Below are 21,001 nucleotides of genomic sequence, written 5' to 3' on the forward strand. Positions count from 1 at the left end.
TGCATAAGGACGCGTATGTCCGACAGGAAGGGTGAAGCAGATGGTACCGGAGGTCGTGCATGCCCGGCATTTGGCGGAATTCGGATTTTTGAAGCGGGATTTGGAGCAGGCCGGCTACCCGTCGACGATCGTCGAGAAATCGGAGGCGATCCCGCTTAACGTACTGCTGGCGGCAATCGAGAAGGATCATAAGGAACGGGACCGTTATATCAACTTCAGCTTCGTTCCGCTCGATGAGGACGATTTGTCTTACATTCAGTTGCTTCAGATTTATACGACGGTTCCTTGCGAGATCCGGCCGGAGTTTGCGGAGGACGTAGGGAAGCTGCTGCTTGCCATCAACTGCCGGCTGGCGATCGGGCATTTCAGCGTCAAAGACGACGGGGAAATGTATTACCGCTATGTTCACTGCGCCTCCTATGCGGAGAAGCTGCGCCGGGACGAAATTATGGAAATATTGGCGCTGTTCCTCTTCATGCTGAATACGTTCGCCAAACGGATCGACGAAGTCGCAACCGGCGCCGTAGGTTTGACTGAAGCGCTTGCCGATTTGGGATAAGCAAAGCATGCCAAGGGATAACCCCGAGGCGATTCTCCCGATCGGACCGGGCTAACGAATAAACCTCCAAAACCATGGCGATGGGATTGGAGGTTTATGTTTTGTCCAAGTCTCAGAAAGGATATCCTCCGCTGATTGTTCGACTTCTCGGTAAACGCGCCGTCAAAAGACGGCGAAGCCGTTTTTCCTTGGGCGTTAATGCTCGGTCCAGCTCTCCAGATAAACCTGCTGCTCGTCCGTGAGCCGGTCGATCTCGATCCCTAGCGAGCCCAGCTTATGCAAGGCGACCCGTTCATCCAATTCGAACGGTACGTTCACGACCTTGCTGCCGATGCTCCGGTAATGCTCGTTCACGTACTTCAGCGACAGAGCCTGAAGCGCGAACGTCATATCCATGATCTCGGCCGGATGCCCGTCGCCGGCCGCCAGATTGACGAGCCGACCTTCCGCCAGCAGGTAGACGCTTCGGCCGTCGATGAACGTGAATTGCTCAATGTTTTTTCTGACGGTTCTGCGGGACACCGCAATATCCTCAAGGTCCCTGACATTGACTTCGACATCGAAATGTCCGGCATTCGTCAGAATGGCGCCGTCCTTCATCAGGAAATAGTGTTTCCCGCAGATGACATCCTTGCTGCCGGTCACCGTGACGAAGATGTCGCCGATCTTCGCGGCTTCCTGCATCGGCATGACCGCGAAGCCGTCCATATACGCTTCGACGCCCTTAATCGCGTCCGTTTCCGTCACGACGACCGTCGCGCCCAAACCCTTGGCCCGCATGGCGACGCCTTTGCCGCACCAGCCGTAGCCGGCGACGACGACCGTCTTGCCCGCCGCGACCAGATTCGTCGTCCGGTTAATGCCGTCCCATACCGATTGGCCCGTGCCGTACCGATTGTCGAACAAATACTTGCAAAACGCATCGTTCACGGCGACCATCGGGAACGCAAGTTTTCCTTCCTTCTCCAGCGCCCTCAAGCGCAAAATTCCCGTCGTCGTTTCCTCCGCTCCTCCGCGCACCTTCGCCAGCAAATCGCGCCGTTCCGCATGCAGGATACCGACCAAATCTCCGCCGTCGTCGATAATCAAATCCGGCTCCGTTTCCACCGTATCGATCAGAAGCCTCTTGTATTCGAGCGGGTCCGGATTGTATTTGGCAAAGACGGTGATGCCGTCCTCAACGAGCGCCGCGCATACGTCGTCTTGGGTGGATAACGGATTGCTGCCGGTAATCGTCACTTCCGCGCCGCCTGCCTGTATCACCTTGGCGAGATAAGCGGTTTTCGCCTCCAAATGCAAGGATATGGCGACCTTCAAGCCTTTAAAAGGCTGCTCGACAACGAACCGTTCCTTGATCCGATTCAGCACGGGCATATGGGCGCTTGCCCAATCGATTTTGAGCCTTCCTTCACCGGCTAGCGCGATATCCCGTATTTTGCTCCGTTCCATGGCGTTTCTGTTCATATAAACTCATCGCTCCCTTTATATTTAGTCCGGCTGTCCGCTCTCGGCAGCTCGATAAAAAAGGTGAAGTGCCCGCTTTTATGCTTCAAGCCCATTCGCCCCCCGTGCAGCTCGACGATATGGCTTGCAATCGATAATCCGAGACCCGCGCCGGAAGGCATATCGCGGTCCCGCCGCGAAGGCTCCGCTTTATAAAACCGTTCAAACAAAAGCTTCTCTTGATCTTGGGTAATCGGATTCGCCCAATTCTCGACGGCCAGAACAAGGCGATTGTCGCGCTCCTCCAGCCGAATCGCAATCTCGCCGGGCTTATGTGAAAACTTGAGCGCATTCATCAGCAGGTTGTCGACCGCCCGGACGAATTTTTCGACATCCACATGCGCGAATGCGGGCGTTTGCCCCCATTCCTTCTTCACCGTGAGGGACAGCTCCTGGGCAATCGGCTCAAATTCGGTTACAATCTGCTCGAGCAAGCCGTTGAGGTCGATTTGCCGGAAGGAGAGGTTCACTTCTCCGCTTGTTAAACGGGTATATTCGAACAGATCGTCGATCAGCTTTTTTAGCTGCTGCGATTTATTAAAGGCGTTAACGATGTAACGTTTATGTTCGTCGAGGTCCTGATAATCGTCGTTTTTGAGCAAATTCAAATAGCCGATAATGCTCGTCAAAGGGGTGCGCAAGTCATGCGAGACGTGCGTGATCAGCTCCATTTTGGACGTCTCCAGCTGGCGCTCCCGCCTCATCATGTTCTGCAGCTGTTCGGCCATGTAATTGATGTTCTGCGCGACAACGCCCAACTCGTCTTGACTCGACAAGGGCACCCGGTATTCGAGATTCCCCTTGGCGATGGCCATGAGGCCGTCGGCCAGCGTTTGCATATGGTGGACGATGTGACGCATGAGAAAGAAAAAGATAAGAAAGAAGAAAAAGATGCAGGACAGAAAGGACGAGATCAGGCCGAATACTTGCGACATAACAATCTGCGGCAGGACGAAGTTAAAAAATAAATTGATCGCCGACGTGCCGAGGATCGAAACGATAAGGCTGAAGAGAAGCGAGCCGAGCAGGCGCAGCCGGATGCTTTTTTTCCAGTTGAACAGGGTGAGGAAGTCTTCATTCAATTTTATAGCCTACCCCCCATACCGTTTTGATAAATCGCGGATCGCGCGGATTGTCCTCGATCTTCTCGCGGATATTCCTGACATGAACCATCACTGTGTTATCGGACAAAAATTTGTCTTCCTTCCAAACGTTCTTATAGATTTGCTCGACGTTGAACACCTGTCCCCGGCGGCCGGCTAGCAGCTCAAGGATGGCAAACTCGATAGGGGTAAGCGGCACCTCTTTTCCGCGTACGGTCACCAGATGCTTGTTCTTCGCGATGATCATGTCGTCGATCTCGATGAGACTTCCGTCGTTGACGCTTTTCCCCGTACCGGTTTCGCCGGCTCCGGTGAACGTCTGTCTGCGAAGCTGCGCCTTGACCCTTGCAACCAGCTCCAGCGGATTGAACGGTTTGGCTACGTAATCGTCGGCTCCGGTCGTAAGGCCCGTTATTTTGTCGATATCTTCGCCTTTAGCGGAAAGCATGATGATCGGGACTTTGGTCAATTCCCTAATTTTGAAGCAGGCTTTAATCCCATCCATATTCGGCATCATGACATCCAGAATGATGACGTCGATCGCTTCGCGGCGTAGCAGGTCCAGCGCTTGAATCCCGTCTTCGGCTTCGAATACGCGGTAGCCCTCGTTCTGCAAGTAAATGCGAATCACGTCGCGAATTTCCGGATCGTCATCGGTGACCAGAACGTTCGTCGTCAATAGGAATCCCTCCCGGGTTTAGTATGGTGTTTGCGGGACAAACGAATAATCGCCCAGACTGCGGCAAGCACGAAGGGAAGCCATAGGAAACGCAAGCCATAGTAGTAAAACAGGCTGCCGATCGCCTCCGCATGGTCGCCCACGTACCGGCCGATCAGGAAGAACAGGAGCGTCCAGATTAGCCCGGTCGAATAGGAGAAGAGTGCGTAGCGCTTGAACGACATGCGGTGTACGCCTACTACATAAGGCATCACATGCCGAACGATCGGAAAAAAATAACTGATGCATATAGCAAAGCTACCATATTTTTGCACGAGCGTCTCCGCCATTTGCAAATATTTATCCATTTTTTTCTTGCGTCGCAATCTTGTCAAAATTGGCGTTCCCGCATACCGGCCCAGCACGAATCCTAACGATAATCCCGAAACGACGCCCAGATACGTCAGCACGAACGCAGGCACGGGATGCAGCAGCGCGTTCGCGGTAACGGCCCCGCCGGTCATGACGACGACTTCGTCCGGAATCGGCATGCCGACGATGCCCAGCCACAAGGCGAAAAACAACGCCGCGTAGCCGTACTGCTGGATGAGGGACAACAGCGATTCATAGGTCATGAGCGGCAGGCTCCTTTCGCTGTTGTTTACGTTCCGAAGAGATAAGCTTCATGACGGCCATAAGCGCCTCGGCCAGCAAAACGGCTCCTGCAAGATCAAGGATGGCGTGCTGTTTGACGAAAAGGGTGGAAACGATAATACTCCAAGCGGTTAGAGAGACCGCCGTTTGCGCCATAGGCTTGAGCCTGCAGGAATAAGAGGCTTTCATCACGATATAGCTGGTCAGGACGTGAATACTCGGAAAGCAGTTATAAGGCGCGTCTGTGGCATACACGAAAGTGACAAGCCGGTTAAGCCATCCGTCAGAAGCAAGCTCGGGCCTCGGAACGGTCGTCTGAAACAGCGCGTAAATCAAGTAGCAGACAAGGAGACCGGCGCATAAGGCGATCAAGCTGCGGTAATAGACCGTTCTATTTTTCAGGAAGAAGACGATAAACATGGCGATAATGAACGGATACCAGATCAGATAGGGAATAATGAACAGCGGAACAAAAGGAATCTGATTATCCAAGTCGGTCATAAGGCTGCCGACGCTGCCTCCGCGCCCGTGATTCAAGATGCCGTAAAACACATTGACGGCCGGAATGGCAAGCAGCCATAGCAGGGGTAAGCTGGCCTTCAGCCTAGATGCCGAACGGACGCGGGCGGTTCCGGGCGGGTTCATGAAGATTCTCCCCTCTTGCGGCAGACATATACGAATGCGGGCGGGACGTTTAACGGTACAAAATGAACGCGTTCGATCTCGAATTGCCGGCTGATCCGTTTGCGCATTTGCTGCGAGTACTGGAAGGCGATGAAGAGGCCTCCCGGTTTCAGCGACGCTGCGATTTGATCCATCAGCTGTTCGCGCAGCTCCGGCGGAAAATTGAAAAACGGAAGTCCGCTCAAAATGCAGTCGAGGCCTTCGAGATCAGCCCGATTTACCGCCGACTGAAGCTTGCACGCATCGGGATGGCAGTCATACTCGGGAAATTGGTCTGCCAGCTGGTTGCGCAGATAAGGGTCCTTTTCGAATAGCAGCACCTTCGTTTCTTTAGTCAGGACCGCTGCCAGATGTCTCGTGATAGCGCCTGTGCCCGCTCCAAGCTCGGCGACGCTTGCAACCCGGTTCCAAGGAACCGGCTGAAGCATTTTTTTGGCGAGAAATACGGAACTGGGCGTCACGCTGCCGATTTGCCGCGGCGCGCGCATGAATTTATATAAAAACAACATCTTTTCTTGCATCGCTCTGATCATGATAGGGTTTTCTCCTTTCGCTTCGTCCGATGCACTCATCGTAACGAAACTTTCTGCAGAACGAGCGAAGGAAAAATTAAAGGATTTCTGAAGAAATGCTGAAGAAGGTTAGCATCGGGTGCAGGGAGGGTGGAAGCGAGAGCGGAAATGAGAGCGAGAGCGGGGGAGGGCGAGTGAGCACGCATCGAGGCGGGAATGAGTTATCTCAAGTCAACCGTATCGGGTATGAACTTTCCGGCGGGATATGGTACGATGGAAGAGAACTGAAGTGACTTTATTATGACTAAAAAGGAATGAGATGCGATGAAATTTACGTTCGGCCAACCATCATCTGCCGCGAAAGTAACGATATATGTCGTAAGCAAGGGGCATTTGCCGGCTAATCCGCTCAACGGCTACGAGCTCAAGGAGCATGCGGGGGACAAAGGCGCAGTGACGTGGTTGTACGGCCGCCAATCGGAGGCGCACACGCTGCTCGTCGGTCTCGGCGACGAAGCGAAGCTGGGGCTCGATCAAATCCGCGCCGCAGCGGGCGTCGCGGGCCGCGCGGTAGAGAAGGAGCAGTTGACCTCGGCGGCAGTCGACTTCAGCATGTTGTCTGGCGTAATCGGCAGCCGGATCAGCGAAGCGGAAGCGGCAACCGCCTGGGTTGAGGGGTGGCTGCTTGGAACGTACGCATTCGATAAATACAAGTCGAAGAAAAAGCAGCGCCATACGGATACCGTCGAACTGCTGCTGACGGCATCCGAGGAGCTGGAGGAAGCGCTCCGGCTCGGCGAGGTGCGGGCCAACGGCACGATACTCGCGCGCGATCTCGGCAACGAGCCGCCGAATTTCCTGCGTCCGACCCATCTGGTGGAGCGCGTAATCGAGCGCTTCAAAGATACGCCGGTGCAGGTGACCGTGTTCAAGGGCGAGCAGCTCGAAGAGCATCAAATGAACGGTTTGATCGCCGTGGGCAAGGGCAGCAAATATCCGCCGGCGCTGATCGAGATGTGCTACTGCACCGATCCTTCGAAGCCGCTTATCGCGCTCGTCGGCAAAGGCATCACGTTCGATACGGGCGGCATCAGCCTGAAATCGGGACGCAATCTTAGCGACATGCGCATCGACATGGGCGGCTCGGCTGCCGTCATCGGAGCGCTGGACATCATCGTCGGAAGCAAGCTGAAGGCGAATGTCGTCGTGTTCGTAGCCACGGCCGAGAACATGCCGGACGGCGCGTCCATGCTGCCGGGCGAAGTGATTCGTTACGCCAACGGGCTGACCGTGCAGGTCGGGAACACCGACGCGGAAGGGCGCCTTGTGCTCGCCGACGCGTTGATTCGCGCATGCAAGCTCGGCGCCGAGCAAATCGTCGATATCGCGACGCTGACCGGAGCATGCGTATCCGCGCTTGGCAACAAAATGGCCGGCGTATGGGGGACGGACGATATGGCCGACGTGCTGAAGCAGCTCGGACAGCAGAGCGGCGAACGTGTATGGCCGATGCCGCTGGAGGACGAGTACGACGACCTGCTGAAAAGCCAGTACGCCGACCTGTGCAACATTACGGGCGTCGCATATGCCGGTGCGATTACGGCTGCGCTGTTCCTTCGCCGCTTCGTCGAAGCCGGCACGAAATGGGCGCACGTGGATATGGCCGGACCGATGGATGCCGGCTCTACGAGCGGCTACGTCGTGGAAGGACCGACAGGCTACGGAGCTCGGCTGTTGGCCGATTTCGTGGCGGAACGATCGAATTAATAGGAACTGCCCCGAGAGCCCGAGGAAAGCCGGATACAACCGGTATCCCGGGCTTTTTGCCTATGCGTTCCTGGGTTGCGGGAGTATGGATCGATGAGTTCCTTGGGTGCGCGGCGGGGCTGTACCGTAGCGGACGACGGGGACACGGGACATGGGAGAGCTTTGAACGACGCGGTTAGGCGAGGTTGCCGGCATACGTTTACGTTTTGCGGCGATCGAGAAGATTGCAGCGGGAGTCGAAAGCGTGTAATGTAGCGGAATTTGGCATGAGACATGGGGAATAAGTATGTAGTTCGATACAATACGTCTATTTTCTAACTTTTTTTCGCTTGACACGATACAATATGTATCATAACATAAGACATGTGGTCCTCATTCAATCAAGGAGTTGGAGGTGAACAGTTTGACCAAAAAGCAGTATGCAGCACCAAGCGTTTTGTCTCACACCAAGGTGAGCTTTGAAACGAAAGCGTCCAGCGGCAATGGCGGCGGTGGCGGCGGCGGTGGCGGTTTTTGGTTCTAGTATTGCCTGACCGGGGTGGTTGAAGGCGCCGCGATGCCCGGTTCGGGCGATCCGGCTGTAAGAGGGGACGCTACCGGAACAAAACGCGACGGTTCGCCCCTCTCTCCTTCATCTCGCAAGGTTCGGTAGCTGCGCACTTCTTTCTATTTCTTTAATACTTCCGGTCCCAGGCTGGATCGAGATCCTATAAATCGTAAAAGAGGATAATCCTATGCATCTTTTCAGAATCGATATTGGCGAGCATTCCGCGATCGTCCGCACCGAATCGGAAGCCATTGCTTCAGCCATCGAGCAAATGTTCGAAAAAGCGAAAGCCGATGCGGAAGCCGTGCTTTCCGCCGACCTTGTCGTGGAAGCCGAGCTCGGCTACGGGGAGCCTTCGCCCGATTATGCCGTAACGATCAGCACGGAAGGAACATCGGTCATTTATTCCCGCCTTGACTACCGGATCGTAACCGATGCATCTTATCGGAAGGCCAGCATAGTCGCCTATAACGAGCTGTCCCTCAAGCATGCTTTCATGAATTTTTATAGCGCCTTTATCGTCCATTCGGGCTGGGGCTTGATGATTCATTCCTCTTGTGTCGTCGAAGACGATAAAGCCTATTTGTTCGCAGGGCAATCGGGCGCCGGCAAATCGACGGTGGCCAAGCTTTCCGCTCCGCGGCCGCTGTTATCCGATGAGGCTTCTCTTGTCAAAATAACGCCTGACGGCATATTCGTCTACAACTCTCCTTTTCGCAGCGAGCTGATGACCATTAACGAGGGCCGCGTATGCCGGCTGGGTGGCATTCATCTGCTGATTCAGTCGGATCAGGTGGAACGTACGCCCATTCGATCGTCCGAGGGGATCATGCATTTAATGGACAAAGTGTTTTATTGGGGGCACGACGCCAAGGAAACGGGCAAGGTGCTCGGCATGCTGCGGGAGATGGTACTCGGGGTTCCCGTTTATGAACTTCATTTTCAAAAAAACAATACGTTCTGGGAGAAAATTTCATGAATATGACAAGCGTGTATAAGCGAACGACGCAGATCGAAGCGGTTGAAGTAGGCGAAGAATGGATTGTGATGCATACCGCCAAGCTGACCGTAACCAAAATGAACGAAGTGGGCGGCTTCATCTGGTCGGAGCTGAAGGAAAGCAGCGATGTGGCGTCGCTCGTGAGGAAGCTTCAGGAGCGTTACGACATAAGCGAAGAGATTGCTCTGCGCGATGTCCAACTGTTTCTGGCCGAACTGGAGATCGCCGAATTGATCGAGCATGCCAGCTAGAGCGAGGGCGATTGAAACGCAGCTGCTCTCCCAGCATTTGGCCAAGCAAGGATATTTGGAGATTGCTTCGGTTGGCGACAGTATGTATCCATTGATACGCGAAGGCGATATGTGCCGGTTCGAGCCGGTCTTGCTGGAGGCGGTTCGCAAGGGCGATGTTCTGTTGTTCGCTACGAAGGCAGGCCATCTGGTCGGCCACCGCTTCTTGAAGCAATATGGCGAGCGCGGCGAATGCTTCTATGTGTGTAAAGGGGATACGAATAAATTCCCGGACGAACCGATTCGTCCGCAGCAAATTATCGGCAGGCTCACGCTTATTCGCACGGCATCGCGCCGGCTTATCCGCGTGGACGGTTTGCTGCCTCAAATGTGGGGCGTTCTGGCGATTCATATCCCCCAAATGTGGCGGATGCTGAGATGGGTAATTGCCTATAAAAGATGGAAGCCTGCCAAACGCAGCGCTTCGGACCGACAAGCCGGGGGGTGAAGGCGATACTCCGCTTATACGAGTTGTATCGTCCCCTGGTTCGGCTGCTTCCCTATTTTAGGCGGTTCGGCTGGATGTATATGCTACTGTTCCTCTTTTTATTCTTGGACATAGGAAGGTCGTTGTTCTTTGCATGGCTGATGATGCACCTGACCGATGCGGCGGTCCTTGCAGACGCAGAACGGCTCAAGCTGCTGCTGGCTGCCGGTGCGGTATTCGTCGCGGTGAGCGGGTCTATCATCTACGCGGATTCGTACCTGAAGTCTATGACCGTGAATAAAGTGAGGAAAAGGGTAAGCAACGACGTTTATCGGCATCTGCTTAAGCAGCCCGTTCGCTTCTATTCGGAGCGGCATTCGGGAGATCTGCTTTCCCGGCTGACGAACGACATTCAGCTAATGGAAGGGGCCATGGGGTACGGCATTCTGACGCTTGTCCAAATGCCGCTCATGGCAGGGATGGCGCTCGTTTATTTGTTTATGCTTAATTGGCAGCTTGCGGCGGTATGCTTGCTGCTTGGCCCGCTCGCCGTTGGCGGGGGCGCGCTTATGGGGCGCTGGCTGCGCTTAAACGGCAGATCCGTACAGAGCCAGCTGGGACGGATGAACAGCTTTGTAGGCGATACGATCGCCGGACAGCTGATCGTGCGGACCTTCGCGCTTGGCCGGCAGTTTGCCGGTCGTTACGACCACGATACCCGGCAGTTGTACGCATTGGAGCGGAAGGAAGCGAGGGCGTCCGCGCTCTATGCCGCGGGCAGTTCGACCTTCGGGTCGGCGGTATTCCTGTCGAGTCTCGGCATAGGCGCCATTTTTATCGCCCAAGGGAAGCTTACCGTCGGCACTTTAATGGGCTTCGTCATGCTGATCCGCCAGCTTGTGACGCCGCTGTCCGGCTTGTCCGGCGCGTGGAACGGGATGCAGCGTTCCCTTGCTGCGTCGGAGCGGGTATTCGAACTGCTCGACGCCAAGCCTGAGGTAAGCGAGCTGCCGCAGCGCGTATCGCCGGAGCCTCTTGCAGAAAGCATTCGTTATGAGCAAGTCAGCTTCGGCTACGATGACGCCTCGGCGGAGTCACGCCCGGTGCTGGACGGCTGCTCGTTCGAAGTGCCGGCCGGACAGACGGTTGCGCTCGTTGGCCCCAGCGGTGCGGGGAAAACGACGCTTTTTCACCTGCTTCTCGGCTTGTACGAGCCGCAGGCGGGGCGCATCACGCTGGACGGGAAGGAGCTTGCCGAAATCGGCCGGTCGGAGCTGATCAGCCGGCTCGCTTACGTCCCGCAGGATACGTATCTGTTCAGCGGCAGCATACGGGATAATTTATTGTACGGCAAGCCGGATGCCGCGGAGGAAGAACTGATCGCTGCGGCGAGGCATGCCAACGCGCACGACTTTATCGTGTCTCTTCCCGAAGGGTACGACACGGAGGTGGGCGAGCGCGGGAGCAAGCTGTCGGGCGGCCAGCGGCAGCGGCTTGCGATAGCGCGGGCGCTGCTGTGGGACGCGCCGGTGCTGCTGCTGGACGAAGCGACAAGCGCGCTCGACGGCGAGAGCGAGCATCTCGTGCAGGAGGCGCTGACGCGGCTTGCCGCAGGGCGGACGACGCTGATGATTGCGCACCGGCTCTCGACGATCCTAAGCGCAGACCGGATCGTCGTCCTTGAAGCGGGGCGCGTCGTCGATCAAGGCCGGCATCTCGAGCTGCTCGCCCGCTGCCCGCTTTACGCGCGGCTCTACGAGCGGCAATTCCGCAGCGAGCAGCTCCCGGAGAAGACGGCTGCAGCGGCGGCAGGTTGACCGCGACGCGAAACAGGCTGACCGGAAGCAAATGATTTTGCTTCCGGTCAGCCTGTTCGGTTATGCGGGGCTAGGGCGTTGAGTGTACAAAACCAACTTTTTAAACAGTGAACCTTAGTTCATTATTAGTGAACCTAATTTCACTAAATACTGCTGACATCGAGCCTAAGGCCGTTTACTGAACTAAACGTCACTAATAGAGGTTGTTTAAAAAGCCCCCTTTTGATAACGAAGCAGAACAGTGGGTTATTCGACATCGAATCTTGAATTCATCCGGTAACTGCGGTACTCACGTAGGTTTTGCCTACGCTCCGTGTCCTCGTTCCTCGGATTCATCCAACCTTCTCGGTTCTGAAAAGTGGCCTTTTTAAACACGCACTATTAGTGAATCAAATGGGAGTTATAGTGACGTCTGCTTCACTATAGCTCAACATTTTCGTTTAGCAAAAGGTAATAGTGAACCTCGGCTGATGATGTTAGCTGTATTGCCTGCTCCTCATGAAGTCCTACCCCGCCAACGTCCTGCATAAACCAACGTACAGCACACGCCAACAACCTGATCCGCGCCCCCGTGCCTGCGCATTGCTTCTAGTCTTACGCTCCGCTAACCGTTCTACCCTTCACTATCCTTGCCCAAGCCTCACACCTTGGCTTTACGCGGCCACAAGGTGAAGCTGAAGCTATAGAGGAAGTCAATGCCGACGACGACCGACCATAGCCGGAGCGTGCCGAGCAGCGTTTCCGTGCGGGCGGCATCGCCTACAAGCCAAATCATGCCGTATAACACGAGGCATCCGATCGCCCATGCGAGAAGATGCAGGAGCCACATGCGCCGCTCGTAGCCCGCATGCTCGGCTCCGTGTTTGGGCTTGGGAACCGGCTTGGGACCGCCTGCGAAGCGGTGCGCGAACCGTTCGTCCGCCCAGCGGATCATCTTGTGTCCGTAAGCGACGGAAACGCCGATATAAATGGCCGAGATGCCGTGGACCGTGGTCGCGGTCGCCCCGTTGCGCAGATCGACCACCGTTGCGACGATCAGAATCAGATCGACTACCGGCGTGCATAGGAGCAGGATCGCGCCCAGCGGCTTCAACCGAAGCACGTAACGGCATACGAGCCCCGCGAGCACCAGCACCCAGAAACCAATTTCGCAACCGATAATAAAAGCGGTTATCATTCCAGTCACTCCTTAGCGGACGATTTTAATAATACAAGTGTACTATAAAAGTGGCGAAGTTTATTTTCGCACAATTGTATTAAAAAAGCAATCCATGCTACACTATGAACATGCCTAAAATTGTGAATCACGATCAACGTCGGGAACAGCTCGCGGAAGCGGCTTGGCGCGTTATACGCCGGGAAGGGCTGGAAGGAGTATCCGTGCGCAGCGTCGCGGATGAAGCCGGGATGTCGCTCGGCTCGCTGCGGCACTATTTCGTTACGCAGTCCGAGCTGCTTGCCTTTTCGATGCGGCTGGTTTCCGAGCGGGTCAAAAACAGGGTCTTGAGCATGAACATGAGCGGAAACCCCAGAACGGATATGGAAGCCATCCTCGGTGAACTGGTTCCGCTGGATGAAGAGCGTCTGGCCGAATGCGAGGTGTGGCTCGCTTTCGTCGGCAGCGCGCTCGCTAATCCGAGCCTTCGTTCGCTCAGCGAGGAAGTTCACGATTCGCTTTACGCTTTTTTTCGAAAAATCGTGGATTCGCTTATCCATCTAAAGCTGGCTAAGCCCGGCATCGACGCCAAGCTGGAGGCGATGAGGCTGCATGCCTTGGTGGACGGCCTCGTCGTTCATGGCGTGATGCGATCGCCCAAAGTAACGCCCGATGAGATCACCCGTATCGTTTCTTACCATCTGGACAGCATAACGGAGCTTAAGGGAGATTATCGGCAAGAAAAGTAGCATCTGCCTATAAGTCAAAGCAAGCCGATGCTGCTTTTTTTAAAATGTCAGAAAGTATATCCTCCGCTGATTGTTCCATTTCTCGGTAAACGTCTGGCTTCAAAAGTAGCCGAATGGCGGTTATCCTTGTTTTTCTTTCCTGCGACTTGTGGTAGAATGCAGACGTCACCACTGTGAAACGGCTGAAGGCCGTTTTACTGGAAAAGACGATTTCTGTACAGGCAGAGGCAATAGGGAAAGAGGGGAAACGACATGTTGCTGGAAGTGATCGCAACGAGCGTAGCGGATGCCAGGCTGGCCGAAACGCATGGAGCGGACCGGATCGAGCTCATTTCGGGCATCCGGGAGGGCGGCGTTACGCCTAGCGCGGGTTTGATCGAGCAGGTGCTCGGCGCGGTAAGCATTCCGGTTCACGTGATGGTCAGGCCGCACGCGAACTCTTTTTGTTATGACGAAGACGATCTGCAAACGATGCTGAAGGATATTCAACTTATCCGCAAGCTTGGAGCGGCGGGTATTGTGGTTGGCGCTCTGACCGCGGAACGTCGTGTAGACGAAGCGGCGCTGAATAGGCTTTTAGATGCAGCGGAAGGGTTATCGATAACCTTCCATCGGGCGATTGATGAAGCGGCTGACCAAGAAGAGGCGCTGCGCGTGCTCGGACGGTATCCGCAAATACGGCGTATTTTAACCTCGGGCGGCAAGCCAAGCGCTTTGGATGCGCGCGAGCAGATTGTAAAATTGGATGGCTTATGCAAAGAACTGTCGATTACGCTGCTGGCGGGAAGCGGTTTGACCGTCGATACGCTGGACGCCTTCATTCGCGACACGGGAGTTTCCGAAGTGCATATGGGGACCGGCGTTCGCCTGCAAGGCGATGCGCTGCGGACGATCGACCCGGAGAAGCTTAGAGCTGCGGCGAATATCGTCGCAAACGCGCAAAGCGGACAAGCATAGCAGCTGAACATACACGATAACATTACGATTCGGGAGGATCACAACATGAGCAAGAGCGAGCTGTTAATCGAGGAATGCCGGGGCGGGATCGTCGAGTGCGAATATTGGGGGCACGTTAGCGTGGTTTCGTATTCGGGAGAGGTGAAGTATCAGACGGGTAACCCGCATCACATGACCTATTTGCGTTCGTCGGCAAAGCCGTTTCAAGCCATTCCTTCGTTCCGTCACAACACCGGGGAAACGTTCGGCTTTACCGGCAAAGAAATGGCGATCCAAACCGCTTCGCACCGGTGCGAGGCGTTTCATGTCGAAGTGCTGGAATCGATGCTCGGCAAAATCGGCGTAACGGAGGACGATCTCGTCTGCTGTCCGTCCTATCCGCTGAATGCGAAGGCGCGGGACGCGGTAGTTACGGAAGGACAAAAAGAGCGGCGTCTGTATCATAACTGCTCGGGTAAGCATCTCGGCATTTTGGCGTATTGCAAAAGCAAGGGCTACCCGCTGGAAGGCTATGCGGACCCGAATCATCCGGTACAAAAGGAAATTTTGGAGACGCTGGCCCTGCTGTCCGAGGTTCCGGCGGAGCAAATTCACATCGGTATCGACGGCTGCGGCTTCCCGGTTTTTGCGATTCCGCTGTCTAATCTCGCGAAGGCGTATTTGAAGCTGGCACGGCCGGAACTGATCGCGGACGAGCCGACGCGCAAAGCGGTCGAACAAATCACGCCGCTTATGAACGCTCATTTCGAAATGGTTTCGGGCACGGACATGATTTGCTCGGCGCTGCTGATGGACGACAACATCGTCGCGAAGGGCGGTGCGAAAGGCGTTTACTGCGTAGGTCTGCGCAAGGAACGGATGGCATTCGCGCTTAAGGTAATGGACGGCTCCGAAGACAAATGGCCGATGATCGTCGCATCGGTTCTGGAGCAGCTCGGCTACGACCGCAAGGAAACGATCGAGCGTTTGTACAAGCTGTGTCCGAAGCAGTTTGCGAACGGAAGCGGAACGATCGTCGGCGAAAACCGCGCGGTGTTTCGCTTGCAAGAGAACGGTTAACGCCGTTCTTGTAAACAGGTTTCAAATATGCATCCCTACCCATGGCATAATGGATAGGGATTTTTTTATACGATCGGGACCGGATAACCGTCCAAGATAATCCGCTGCGAAAAGCAAATCGAACCCGGTTACTCCTTCCTCCTCGCTTTGGGCAGCCGGTAAACGACGTTCGTGCCTCTGCCGTGAATGCTGTCCAGCGTGATGCCGTACTCGCTGCCGTAATGCAGCTGCAGGCGTTCCAGCACGTTGGCGAGGCCGAGATGATCGGCATAATCGATCGGTTCCCGCATACTTGTGCGGATGCGGGCCAGCTCCTCCTCCGGCATGCCGCCGCCGTTGTCGAACACCTCCATGACGACGCCGTCCGCCGTTTCGTAGGCGGTGATCGCGACGATCCCTTCGTCGGGAATCATTTCGAGGCCGTGGTAAACGGCATTTTCGACGATCGGCTGCAGCGTCAGTTTCGGTATTCTGTAATCTAGCAGCCTATCCGGAATCGACAGGAATAGGCTGAATTTGTGGTCGTAGCGGATTTGCTGAATTTCGACGTAACGCTTCACCTGATTCAGCTCCTCGCGCAGCGGGACAACCTGCTCGCCCTGCGAAATGCTGTAGCGGAACATATCCGCCAGCATTTTGGACATCCGCGACAGCAGAGGCACGTTCTCGAGCATGGCGATGGCGTTCATCGAGTCTAGCGTATTGTACAAAAAGTGCGGATTGATTTGCGAATGCAGCGCTTTAAGCTGCGCTTCCTTGCGAATAATCTCGGATTTGTAAACGTCGTTAACGAGCGTTTCCACCCGGTCGGTCATCTGATTGAAGCTCTGCGTCAGCTGGCCGACCTCATCAGATCGGGTAACGTCCAAGCGGATATCGAAGCGGCCTTCTTGCACCTGTTTCATGTTTTTTTGCAGAGTGCGAAGCGGCCTTGTGATGCGTCCGGCGATATACGTCGAGATGAGCAGCGCGAGGAGCATCCCGATCAGGCCGACGCCGACCGTTACGTTGCGGAAGGCGACGGAATAGGCGGACAGCGAGCTGAGCGGGTCGAGACTGACGAAGCGCCAGCCCGTTGCCGGGAGCTCCGCCGTGTTGACGAACATCCGCTCTCCGTCCAGATCGATCCAGCCTGGTTTGCCGCTTAGGAGGTTCGCGCCGTGAGGCCAGATTTGGCCGATTTCTTCCTTGCGGTCCGTGTATACGACCGAGTTGTCCGCATTCAGAAGCGTCATATTGCGCAAATTCAAGCTGGTCATAAGCCTGGCTATGTCCATGACATTGATGTCGACGACAATGCCCCCGAGATCGGCGCTGCCGAGCGTGTTGTTGATTTTGCGGACAAGCGAGAACGTATGGGGCGACGAAACGGTTTGCGCATTCGCAAAAGGCCGGATGAACGGGCCGGCGATGACGACTTCACCCTGTCGCGCTACGGCGTTTTTGTACCAGGCTTGCGTGATGACGGTCAGATCGGAGCGGTAAATCGACTCCTTCGAAATTTCCGTCCCGTTCGGAAGCACGATCATGACGTTCTGGATCGCCGCCTTGATGTTCATGTAGCCGTACCATTCCTCGAACTGCTGGAAAAGCGCGCTTCTCCAGCGGGTCAACGCAATCGGATCGGAGGGAGGGCCTGCATTCAGCAGCTGCTGCACCTCGCCCGTATAGATAACCCTTGAATAAAGCTCCAGCTGATCGGTGTATGCTTGCAGCTGCTGCGACACGAGCTTCATTTCGAGCGCCCGGTTGTCGAGCGTTTGCCGCTCCGTAATGGCAAGCATCGAGACGAACAGGATACTGCCGATCAGCAGCAGCGGGAGCAGGATGACGACGAAATAGGAGAGCAGCAGCTTCTTGTGTATGCTGCGGCTGACGCTGCGGACGATTTTGCCGATCACCGGGCGGCATCCTCCTTAAAGCTGAGCGGCGTGATGCCGGTATGGCGCTTGAAAAGCTTGCGGAAATATTTCAAATCCTGATAGCCGCACAGCAGCGCGACGTCCCCGATTTTGCGTTCCGGGTTCGCGGCCAACAGCCCCTTGGCATGTTCGATGCGCAGGTGCGTGACGTATTCGAGAAAGTTGCTGCCCGTATGCTGGCGAAACAGCGAGCTGAAATAGCCGGGGCTCATGTAGCTGCTTTGGGCGAGCTCCGATAAATTGATCGTCTCGCAAAAGTGAGCGTCGATATAAGCCTTGGCCTTCTCCACCGCCTGGCGGGTTTCCAGCGCTTGTTCTTCCTCGGGGGCTTTCAGCCGGCTGCGGAAAAAATCCGCCACCGTCCGCTGCTTCTCCTCCAGCGAAACGACGGATGGCAGCGAGCGCGCGATGCGGCAGGCTTCGAGGAAATCCGGCTCGCGGATGAGGCCGGACTCGTACAGCTCGCGTGCGCCGCGCAGCAGCACGTAATGAAACGAGCTGTCGGCGATGTCCGGATGAGCCGACGTGCCGTCGCGCAGCAGCTCGGCGAGCTTGCTTAGCGCCGCGTCGCGGTTGCCTTGGCGCAGATGGAATGCCCACTCCTGCTCCCAAGCCGCGCTGAGCGGAACGAGGTCCGCCGCCTCCGCTTCCAGCCGCTCGTAGGTGGCCGGAACCTCTTCGGCGCTTGCAGGCCGGCTTGTCAGGATCGTGTAAGCGTCGAACGCTTTGCCGACCGACTCGCGAACGTTCGCTACGCCGAAGACCGCCGTGCCGACGCCGATCCGCCGCAGCGCCTGAGCTTGGGGTGCCGGGGGCTCTGCGCCGTCACCGTTCGCGGACGCCATCGCTTGCCCACCATCCGCGTCTCTGGTCTCCACACTTGCCGCCGCCGCGGCTTGCCGCCAAAGCGCTTCGGCGACCTCGTCCGCCGTCAGCGACGAACCCGCGGCCAGCAGCACATAAACGCCGCGCGTGCGAAGGACGCAGACGGCCATCCGCTGCTCCAGCGGCCGGAGCGCTTCGTAGACGGCCTGCTTGTCCAGCGCGCTTTCGAACACGGCGGATACGAAACTGTCGTCCGCACCCGCGAAGCGGATTTCGGCGAACGCCTCCAGGAGCTGCGCCTCATCCTGCTCGTAAACGCCTTCAATCAAAAAATGAAAAAACTGCTCGCGCCATTTGCGTAAATCCGCTTTCGCCTGCCTGTTTTGCTCGGCCATCCTCCCCACCAGCTTCTCGAGCAGCGCATTCAGCTCCTGCGAATCGACCGGCTTCAGCAAATAATCGGCTACGGTCAGCTGAATCGATTTGCGGACATATTGATAATCGTCGTAGCCGCTGATGACGACATACGAGAGGCCGGGATATTGCTCCTTCGCCTTCTCGATCAGCTCGAGTCCGCTCATGACCGGCATGCGTACATCGGTAATGACGATGTCGGCCTCCACGTCTCCGATCCGCTCAAGCGCCTCGCGACCGTTGGCGCATTCCCCGGCCAGCGTCAAGCCGAGCCGCTCCCATTCGATCATTTTGACGATGCCGGCCCGCGAAAGCCGCTGGTCGTCCACGATCAGTACGTTCATGTCCGTTCTCCCTCCCGATCAAAGTTTGAAATTGTCTCTTAGTATAGCATACGTCCGCCGTCCGCAACCTATAGAGAGTTTCTTCCTCGACCGAAAGGATGATTTTCGCACAAGATTATCGCAAAGATAGGGCAGCCCGGCGAGTGCGCAAAAAAATGTACCCCCTCAGCTTCAAAGAATGTCACCTCGTCATGTAAAACGTTTTCACGTACAGTTAGAGCTATCAACAAGTACGTTATCGAAACGAAAACCGATAGACGGGGGGGCAAGCCATGGCTGCGGCCGCATCACGAATTTTGCGCAAACATTGGAAGGGCTATGCTTTTCTGCTCCCGGTGTTTGCCATCCTAGCGACATTCAAATACGTTCCCTTTTTCCAAGCGCTGATCATGTCCTTCTACGACTGGAACGGCGCCAACGTCAAAACGTTCGTCGGGCTCGACAATTTCGTCGCCCTGTTCAAGGACAAGACGTTCTACGCATCGCTCAAAAACATCTTGATCTTTACCGGCTCCGGGGTGCTCATTCAATTGACCGTTCCGCTGCTAGCGGCGGTGCTCGTGTTTCACGTCAAGGGCAAACGGCTTCAGAACGTGTTCAAGCTTTGGTTCGTCATTCCGCTCGTCATTCCGAGCATCGTCATCTACTTGACGTGGCAGTGGATTTTCGCGGGAGACTACGGGGTGTTGAACGAACTGCTTGAGCGGATCGGACTCGAATCGTGGACGCATGCCTGGCTCGGCGAAAGCAAAACGGCGATCTGGTCGGTCATTTTCGTCAATTTCCCTTGGATCGGCGGCATTACGTTCCTGATTTATTTGGCGGGGCTGATGGGCATTTCGAGCGAGCTGTTCGAGGTGGCCAAGCTGGACGGCATGACCGTTTGGCAGCGGTTCATCCATTTGGAGCTGCCGCTCGTGCGCAGTCAAATGAAGCTCGTCATGGTGCTGACGATCATCCAGCAAATCCAGAGCTTCGAGAATATTCTCGTGCTGACGAACGGCGGTCCCGGACAATCGACGATGACCCCGGCGCTCTACTTGTACCTGCAAGGCTTCTCGTATAGTAAAATGGGGTACGCTTCGGCCATCGGCTTGGTTCTATTCCTGTTCCTCCTGCTGCTCACTTGGGCGAACAACCGGTTCGTCAAAAATACCGAAACGATCGACTAGAAAGGAGGGACTCGCTCCCATGCGCAAAAAACTGGCTGCCGTACCGCATTACGCGGTGCTGGCCATTCTGCTCGGACTGACGCTGTTCCCTTTCTATATGCTGATCGTCAGTTCTCTCAAATATACGGAGCAAATGATTTTGGATTTCTGGGGCATCGGCTTTCCGCTTCACTTCGACAACTATACGTCGGCTTTCAAACAGATCGGGCCTTATATTTTAAACACGATTTTTATTTCGAGCTGTATCGTGGCCGGCGTTCTTTTCATCTCCTCGCTGGCGGGCTACTCGTTCATGCGGTTTTCGTATCCGGGCAAAAACGTGCTGTTCATGCTCATCCTGTCGCTGATGATGGTGCCGGGGTTCCTCATCCTCATCCCGCAGTTTCTGCTCGTGCAGAAGCTGGGCATGCTGAATACGTACCAGGGCCAAATTTTCCCGCCGATGGCGTTCGGCGCCTCGATGGCGACGTTCCTTATGCGGACGTTTTTCGAAGGGCTGCCGCGCAGCCTGATGGAAGCGGCCGAGACGGAAGGGGCGGGGGAGCTGCAAATCTTTTGGCGCATCGTGCTGCCGCTGTCGATGCCGGTCATCGCGACCGTCGCGATCATCAATTTCCTGTCCGGCTGGAACAACTACATCTGGCCGCTCGTTTCAACGACGGGCGACAGCGTAAAGCCGGTCATTCTCGCGCTCAGCACCGTAACCGGCAACATGGATCAAGGCGTCAGCGTGAAGCTGGCGGGCTACATCATTTCTTCCATTCCGCTTTTGGCTTTGTTTATGGTCGCTACCAAGCCTTTCATCTCCGGCATTACGTCGGGTGCGGTGAAAGGGTAGGATAGATGCTTGCCTTGTTTTATCCATCATACCAGAGGGGTGTT

Annotated in this window: 20 protein-coding genes; 11 read left to right on the forward strand and 9 right to left on the reverse strand. The window is 55.7% G+C overall.

Going from position 1 to position 21,001, the window contains the following annotated elements; all coding sequences use genetic code 11:
• Nucleotides 1–40 precede the first annotated feature (40 nt).
• A complete protein-coding gene (locus ACKGJP_RS03790) occupies nt 41–559 on the forward strand; it encodes a YbjN domain-containing protein (RefSeq protein WP_409347063.1) in 519 nt (172 codons plus the stop codon).
• 195 nt (nt 560–754) lie between these two features.
• Here ACKGJP_RS03790 and ACKGJP_RS03795 read toward each other — a convergent pair whose 3' ends face one another.
• Genes ACKGJP_RS03795 through ACKGJP_RS03820 form a run of 6 tightly spaced genes read right to left on the reverse strand, consistent with a single transcriptional unit; the run spans nt 755 to nt 5,694 of the window.
• Nucleotides 755–2,023, reverse strand: coding sequence for an adenosylhomocysteinase (locus ACKGJP_RS03795; protein ID WP_409344360.1), 1,269 nt, complete (start codon nt 2,021–2,023; stop codon nt 755–757).
• Complete coding sequence (locus ACKGJP_RS03800) at nt 2,020–3,144, reverse strand: sensor histidine kinase (protein ID WP_409344361.1); 1,125 nt, start codon at nt 3,142–3,144, stop codon at nt 2,020–2,022. Before ACKGJP_RS03800 ends, ACKGJP_RS03795 begins: the two co-directional genes overlap by 4 nt.
• Complete coding sequence (locus tag ACKGJP_RS03805; RefSeq protein WP_409344362.1) at nt 3,137–3,844, reverse strand: response regulator transcription factor; 708 nt, start codon at nt 3,842–3,844, stop codon at nt 3,137–3,139. The genes ACKGJP_RS03800 and ACKGJP_RS03805 overlap by 8 nt, the downstream gene beginning before the upstream one ends.
• A complete protein-coding gene (locus tag ACKGJP_RS03810) occupies nt 3,841–4,458 on the reverse strand; it encodes a DedA family protein (RefSeq protein ID WP_409344363.1) in 618 nt (205 codons plus the stop codon). Before ACKGJP_RS03810 ends, ACKGJP_RS03805 begins: the two co-directional genes overlap by 4 nt.
• On the reverse strand, nt 4,448–5,122 hold the full coding sequence (locus tag ACKGJP_RS03815) for a phosphatase PAP2 family protein (protein ID WP_409344364.1): 675 nt from the start codon (nt 5,120–5,122) through the stop codon (nt 4,448–4,450). Before ACKGJP_RS03815 ends, ACKGJP_RS03810 begins: the two co-directional genes overlap by 11 nt.
• Nucleotides 5,119–5,694 carry a class I SAM-dependent methyltransferase gene (locus ACKGJP_RS03820; RefSeq protein ID WP_409344365.1) on the reverse strand — a complete coding sequence of 192 codons (576 nt, stop codon included), beginning with the start codon at nt 5,692–5,694 and terminating at the stop codon, nt 5,119–5,121. Before ACKGJP_RS03820 ends, ACKGJP_RS03815 begins: the two co-directional genes overlap by 4 nt.
• A 303-nt stretch (nt 5,695–5,997) precedes the next feature.
• Here ACKGJP_RS03820 and ACKGJP_RS03825 point away from each other — a divergent pair, with 303 nt between their 5' ends.
• The 5 genes from ACKGJP_RS03825 (at nt 5,998) to ACKGJP_RS03845 (ending at nt 11,521) form a co-directional block, all read left to right on the forward strand.
• Nucleotides 5,998–7,440 carry a leucyl aminopeptidase gene (locus tag ACKGJP_RS03825; RefSeq protein WP_409344366.1) on the forward strand — a complete coding sequence of 481 codons (1,443 nt, stop codon included), beginning with the start codon at nt 5,998–6,000 and terminating at the stop codon, nt 7,438–7,440.
• Between the two features lie 734 nt (nt 7,441–8,174).
• On the forward strand, nt 8,175–8,966 hold the full coding sequence (locus ACKGJP_RS03830; protein WP_409344367.1) for a hypothetical protein: 792 nt from the start codon (nt 8,175–8,177) through the stop codon (nt 8,964–8,966).
• Nucleotides 8,963–9,238 carry a PqqD family protein gene (locus ACKGJP_RS03835; RefSeq protein WP_409344368.1) on the forward strand — a complete coding sequence of 92 codons (276 nt, stop codon included), beginning with the start codon at nt 8,963–8,965 and terminating at the stop codon, nt 9,236–9,238. Before ACKGJP_RS03830 ends, ACKGJP_RS03835 begins: the two co-directional genes overlap by 4 nt.
• Nucleotides 9,228–9,725: a signal peptidase I gene (locus ACKGJP_RS03840; RefSeq protein ID WP_409344369.1), complete on the forward strand. Its 498-nt coding sequence runs from the start codon at nt 9,228–9,230 to the stop codon at nt 9,723–9,725. The genes ACKGJP_RS03835 and ACKGJP_RS03840 overlap by 11 nt, the downstream gene beginning before the upstream one ends.
• A gap of 80 nt (nt 9,726–9,805) precedes the next feature.
• The gene (locus tag ACKGJP_RS03845) at nt 9,806–11,521 is read left to right on the forward strand and encodes an ABC transporter ATP-binding protein (RefSeq protein WP_409347064.1); all 1,716 of its coding nucleotides are present in this window, start codon (nt 9,806–9,808) and stop codon (nt 11,519–11,521) included.
• A gap of 640 nt (nt 11,522–12,161) precedes the next feature.
• Here ACKGJP_RS03845 and ACKGJP_RS03850 read toward each other — a convergent pair.
• Entirely contained in the window at nt 12,162–12,698 is a 537-nt protein-coding gene (locus ACKGJP_RS03850; RefSeq protein ID WP_409344370.1) for a hypothetical protein, read from the reverse strand.
• A 122-nt stretch (nt 12,699–12,820) separates the two neighbouring features.
• Here ACKGJP_RS03850 and ACKGJP_RS03855 point away from each other — a divergent pair, with 122 nt between their 5' ends.
• The 3 genes from ACKGJP_RS03855 (at nt 12,821) to ACKGJP_RS03865 (ending at nt 15,442) form a co-directional block, all read left to right on the forward strand.
• Nucleotides 12,821–13,426 (forward strand): TetR/AcrR family transcriptional regulator, encoded by a 606-nt coding sequence (locus tag ACKGJP_RS03855; protein ID WP_409344371.1) that lies wholly within the window; start codon nt 12,821–12,823, stop codon nt 13,424–13,426.
• A 252-nt stretch (nt 13,427–13,678) separates the two neighbouring features.
• The gene (locus ACKGJP_RS03860; protein ID WP_409344372.1) at nt 13,679–14,383 is read left to right on the forward strand and encodes a copper homeostasis protein CutC; all 705 of its coding nucleotides are present in this window, start codon (nt 13,679–13,681) and stop codon (nt 14,381–14,383) included.
• A gap of 45 nt (nt 14,384–14,428) precedes the next feature.
• Nucleotides 14,429–15,442, forward strand: a complete 1,014-nt coding sequence (locus ACKGJP_RS03865; RefSeq protein ID WP_409344373.1) for an asparaginase — start codon at nt 14,429–14,431, stop codon at nt 15,440–15,442.
• 128 nt (nt 15,443–15,570) lie between these two features.
• On the opposite strand, the gene ACKGJP_RS03870 is transcribed toward ACKGJP_RS03865, so the two are convergent.
• Together ACKGJP_RS03870 and ACKGJP_RS03875 are read right to left on the reverse strand one after the other, a co-directional pair.
• Nucleotides 15,571–17,343 (reverse strand): sensor histidine kinase, encoded by a 1,773-nt coding sequence (locus ACKGJP_RS03870; RefSeq protein ID WP_409344374.1) that lies wholly within the window; start codon nt 17,341–17,343, stop codon nt 15,571–15,573.
• Nucleotides 17,340–18,947, reverse strand: a complete 1,608-nt coding sequence (locus ACKGJP_RS03875) for a response regulator (RefSeq protein WP_409344375.1) — start codon at nt 18,945–18,947, stop codon at nt 17,340–17,342. Before ACKGJP_RS03875 ends, ACKGJP_RS03870 begins: the two co-directional genes overlap by 4 nt.
• Before the next feature lie 272 nt (nt 18,948–19,219).
• Here ACKGJP_RS03875 and ACKGJP_RS03880 point away from each other — a divergent pair, with 272 nt between their 5' ends.
• Together ACKGJP_RS03880 and ACKGJP_RS03885 are read left to right on the forward strand one after the other, a co-directional pair.
• The gene (locus ACKGJP_RS03880; protein WP_409344376.1) at nt 19,220–20,119 is read left to right on the forward strand and encodes a carbohydrate ABC transporter permease; all 900 of its coding nucleotides are present in this window, start codon (nt 19,220–19,222) and stop codon (nt 20,117–20,119) included.
• 19 nt (nt 20,120–20,138) lie between these two features.
• Nucleotides 20,139–20,957 carry a carbohydrate ABC transporter permease gene (locus tag ACKGJP_RS03885; protein WP_409344377.1) on the forward strand — a complete coding sequence of 273 codons (819 nt, stop codon included), beginning with the start codon at nt 20,139–20,141 and terminating at the stop codon, nt 20,955–20,957.
• The last annotated feature ends 44 nt before the right edge of the window (nt 20,958–21,001 follow it).

The organism is Paenibacillus litoralis (genome assembly GCF_046244365.1).
In the GTDB taxonomy this organism is placed as follows: Bacteria; Bacillota; Bacilli; order Paenibacillales; family NBRC-103111; genus Paenibacillus_V.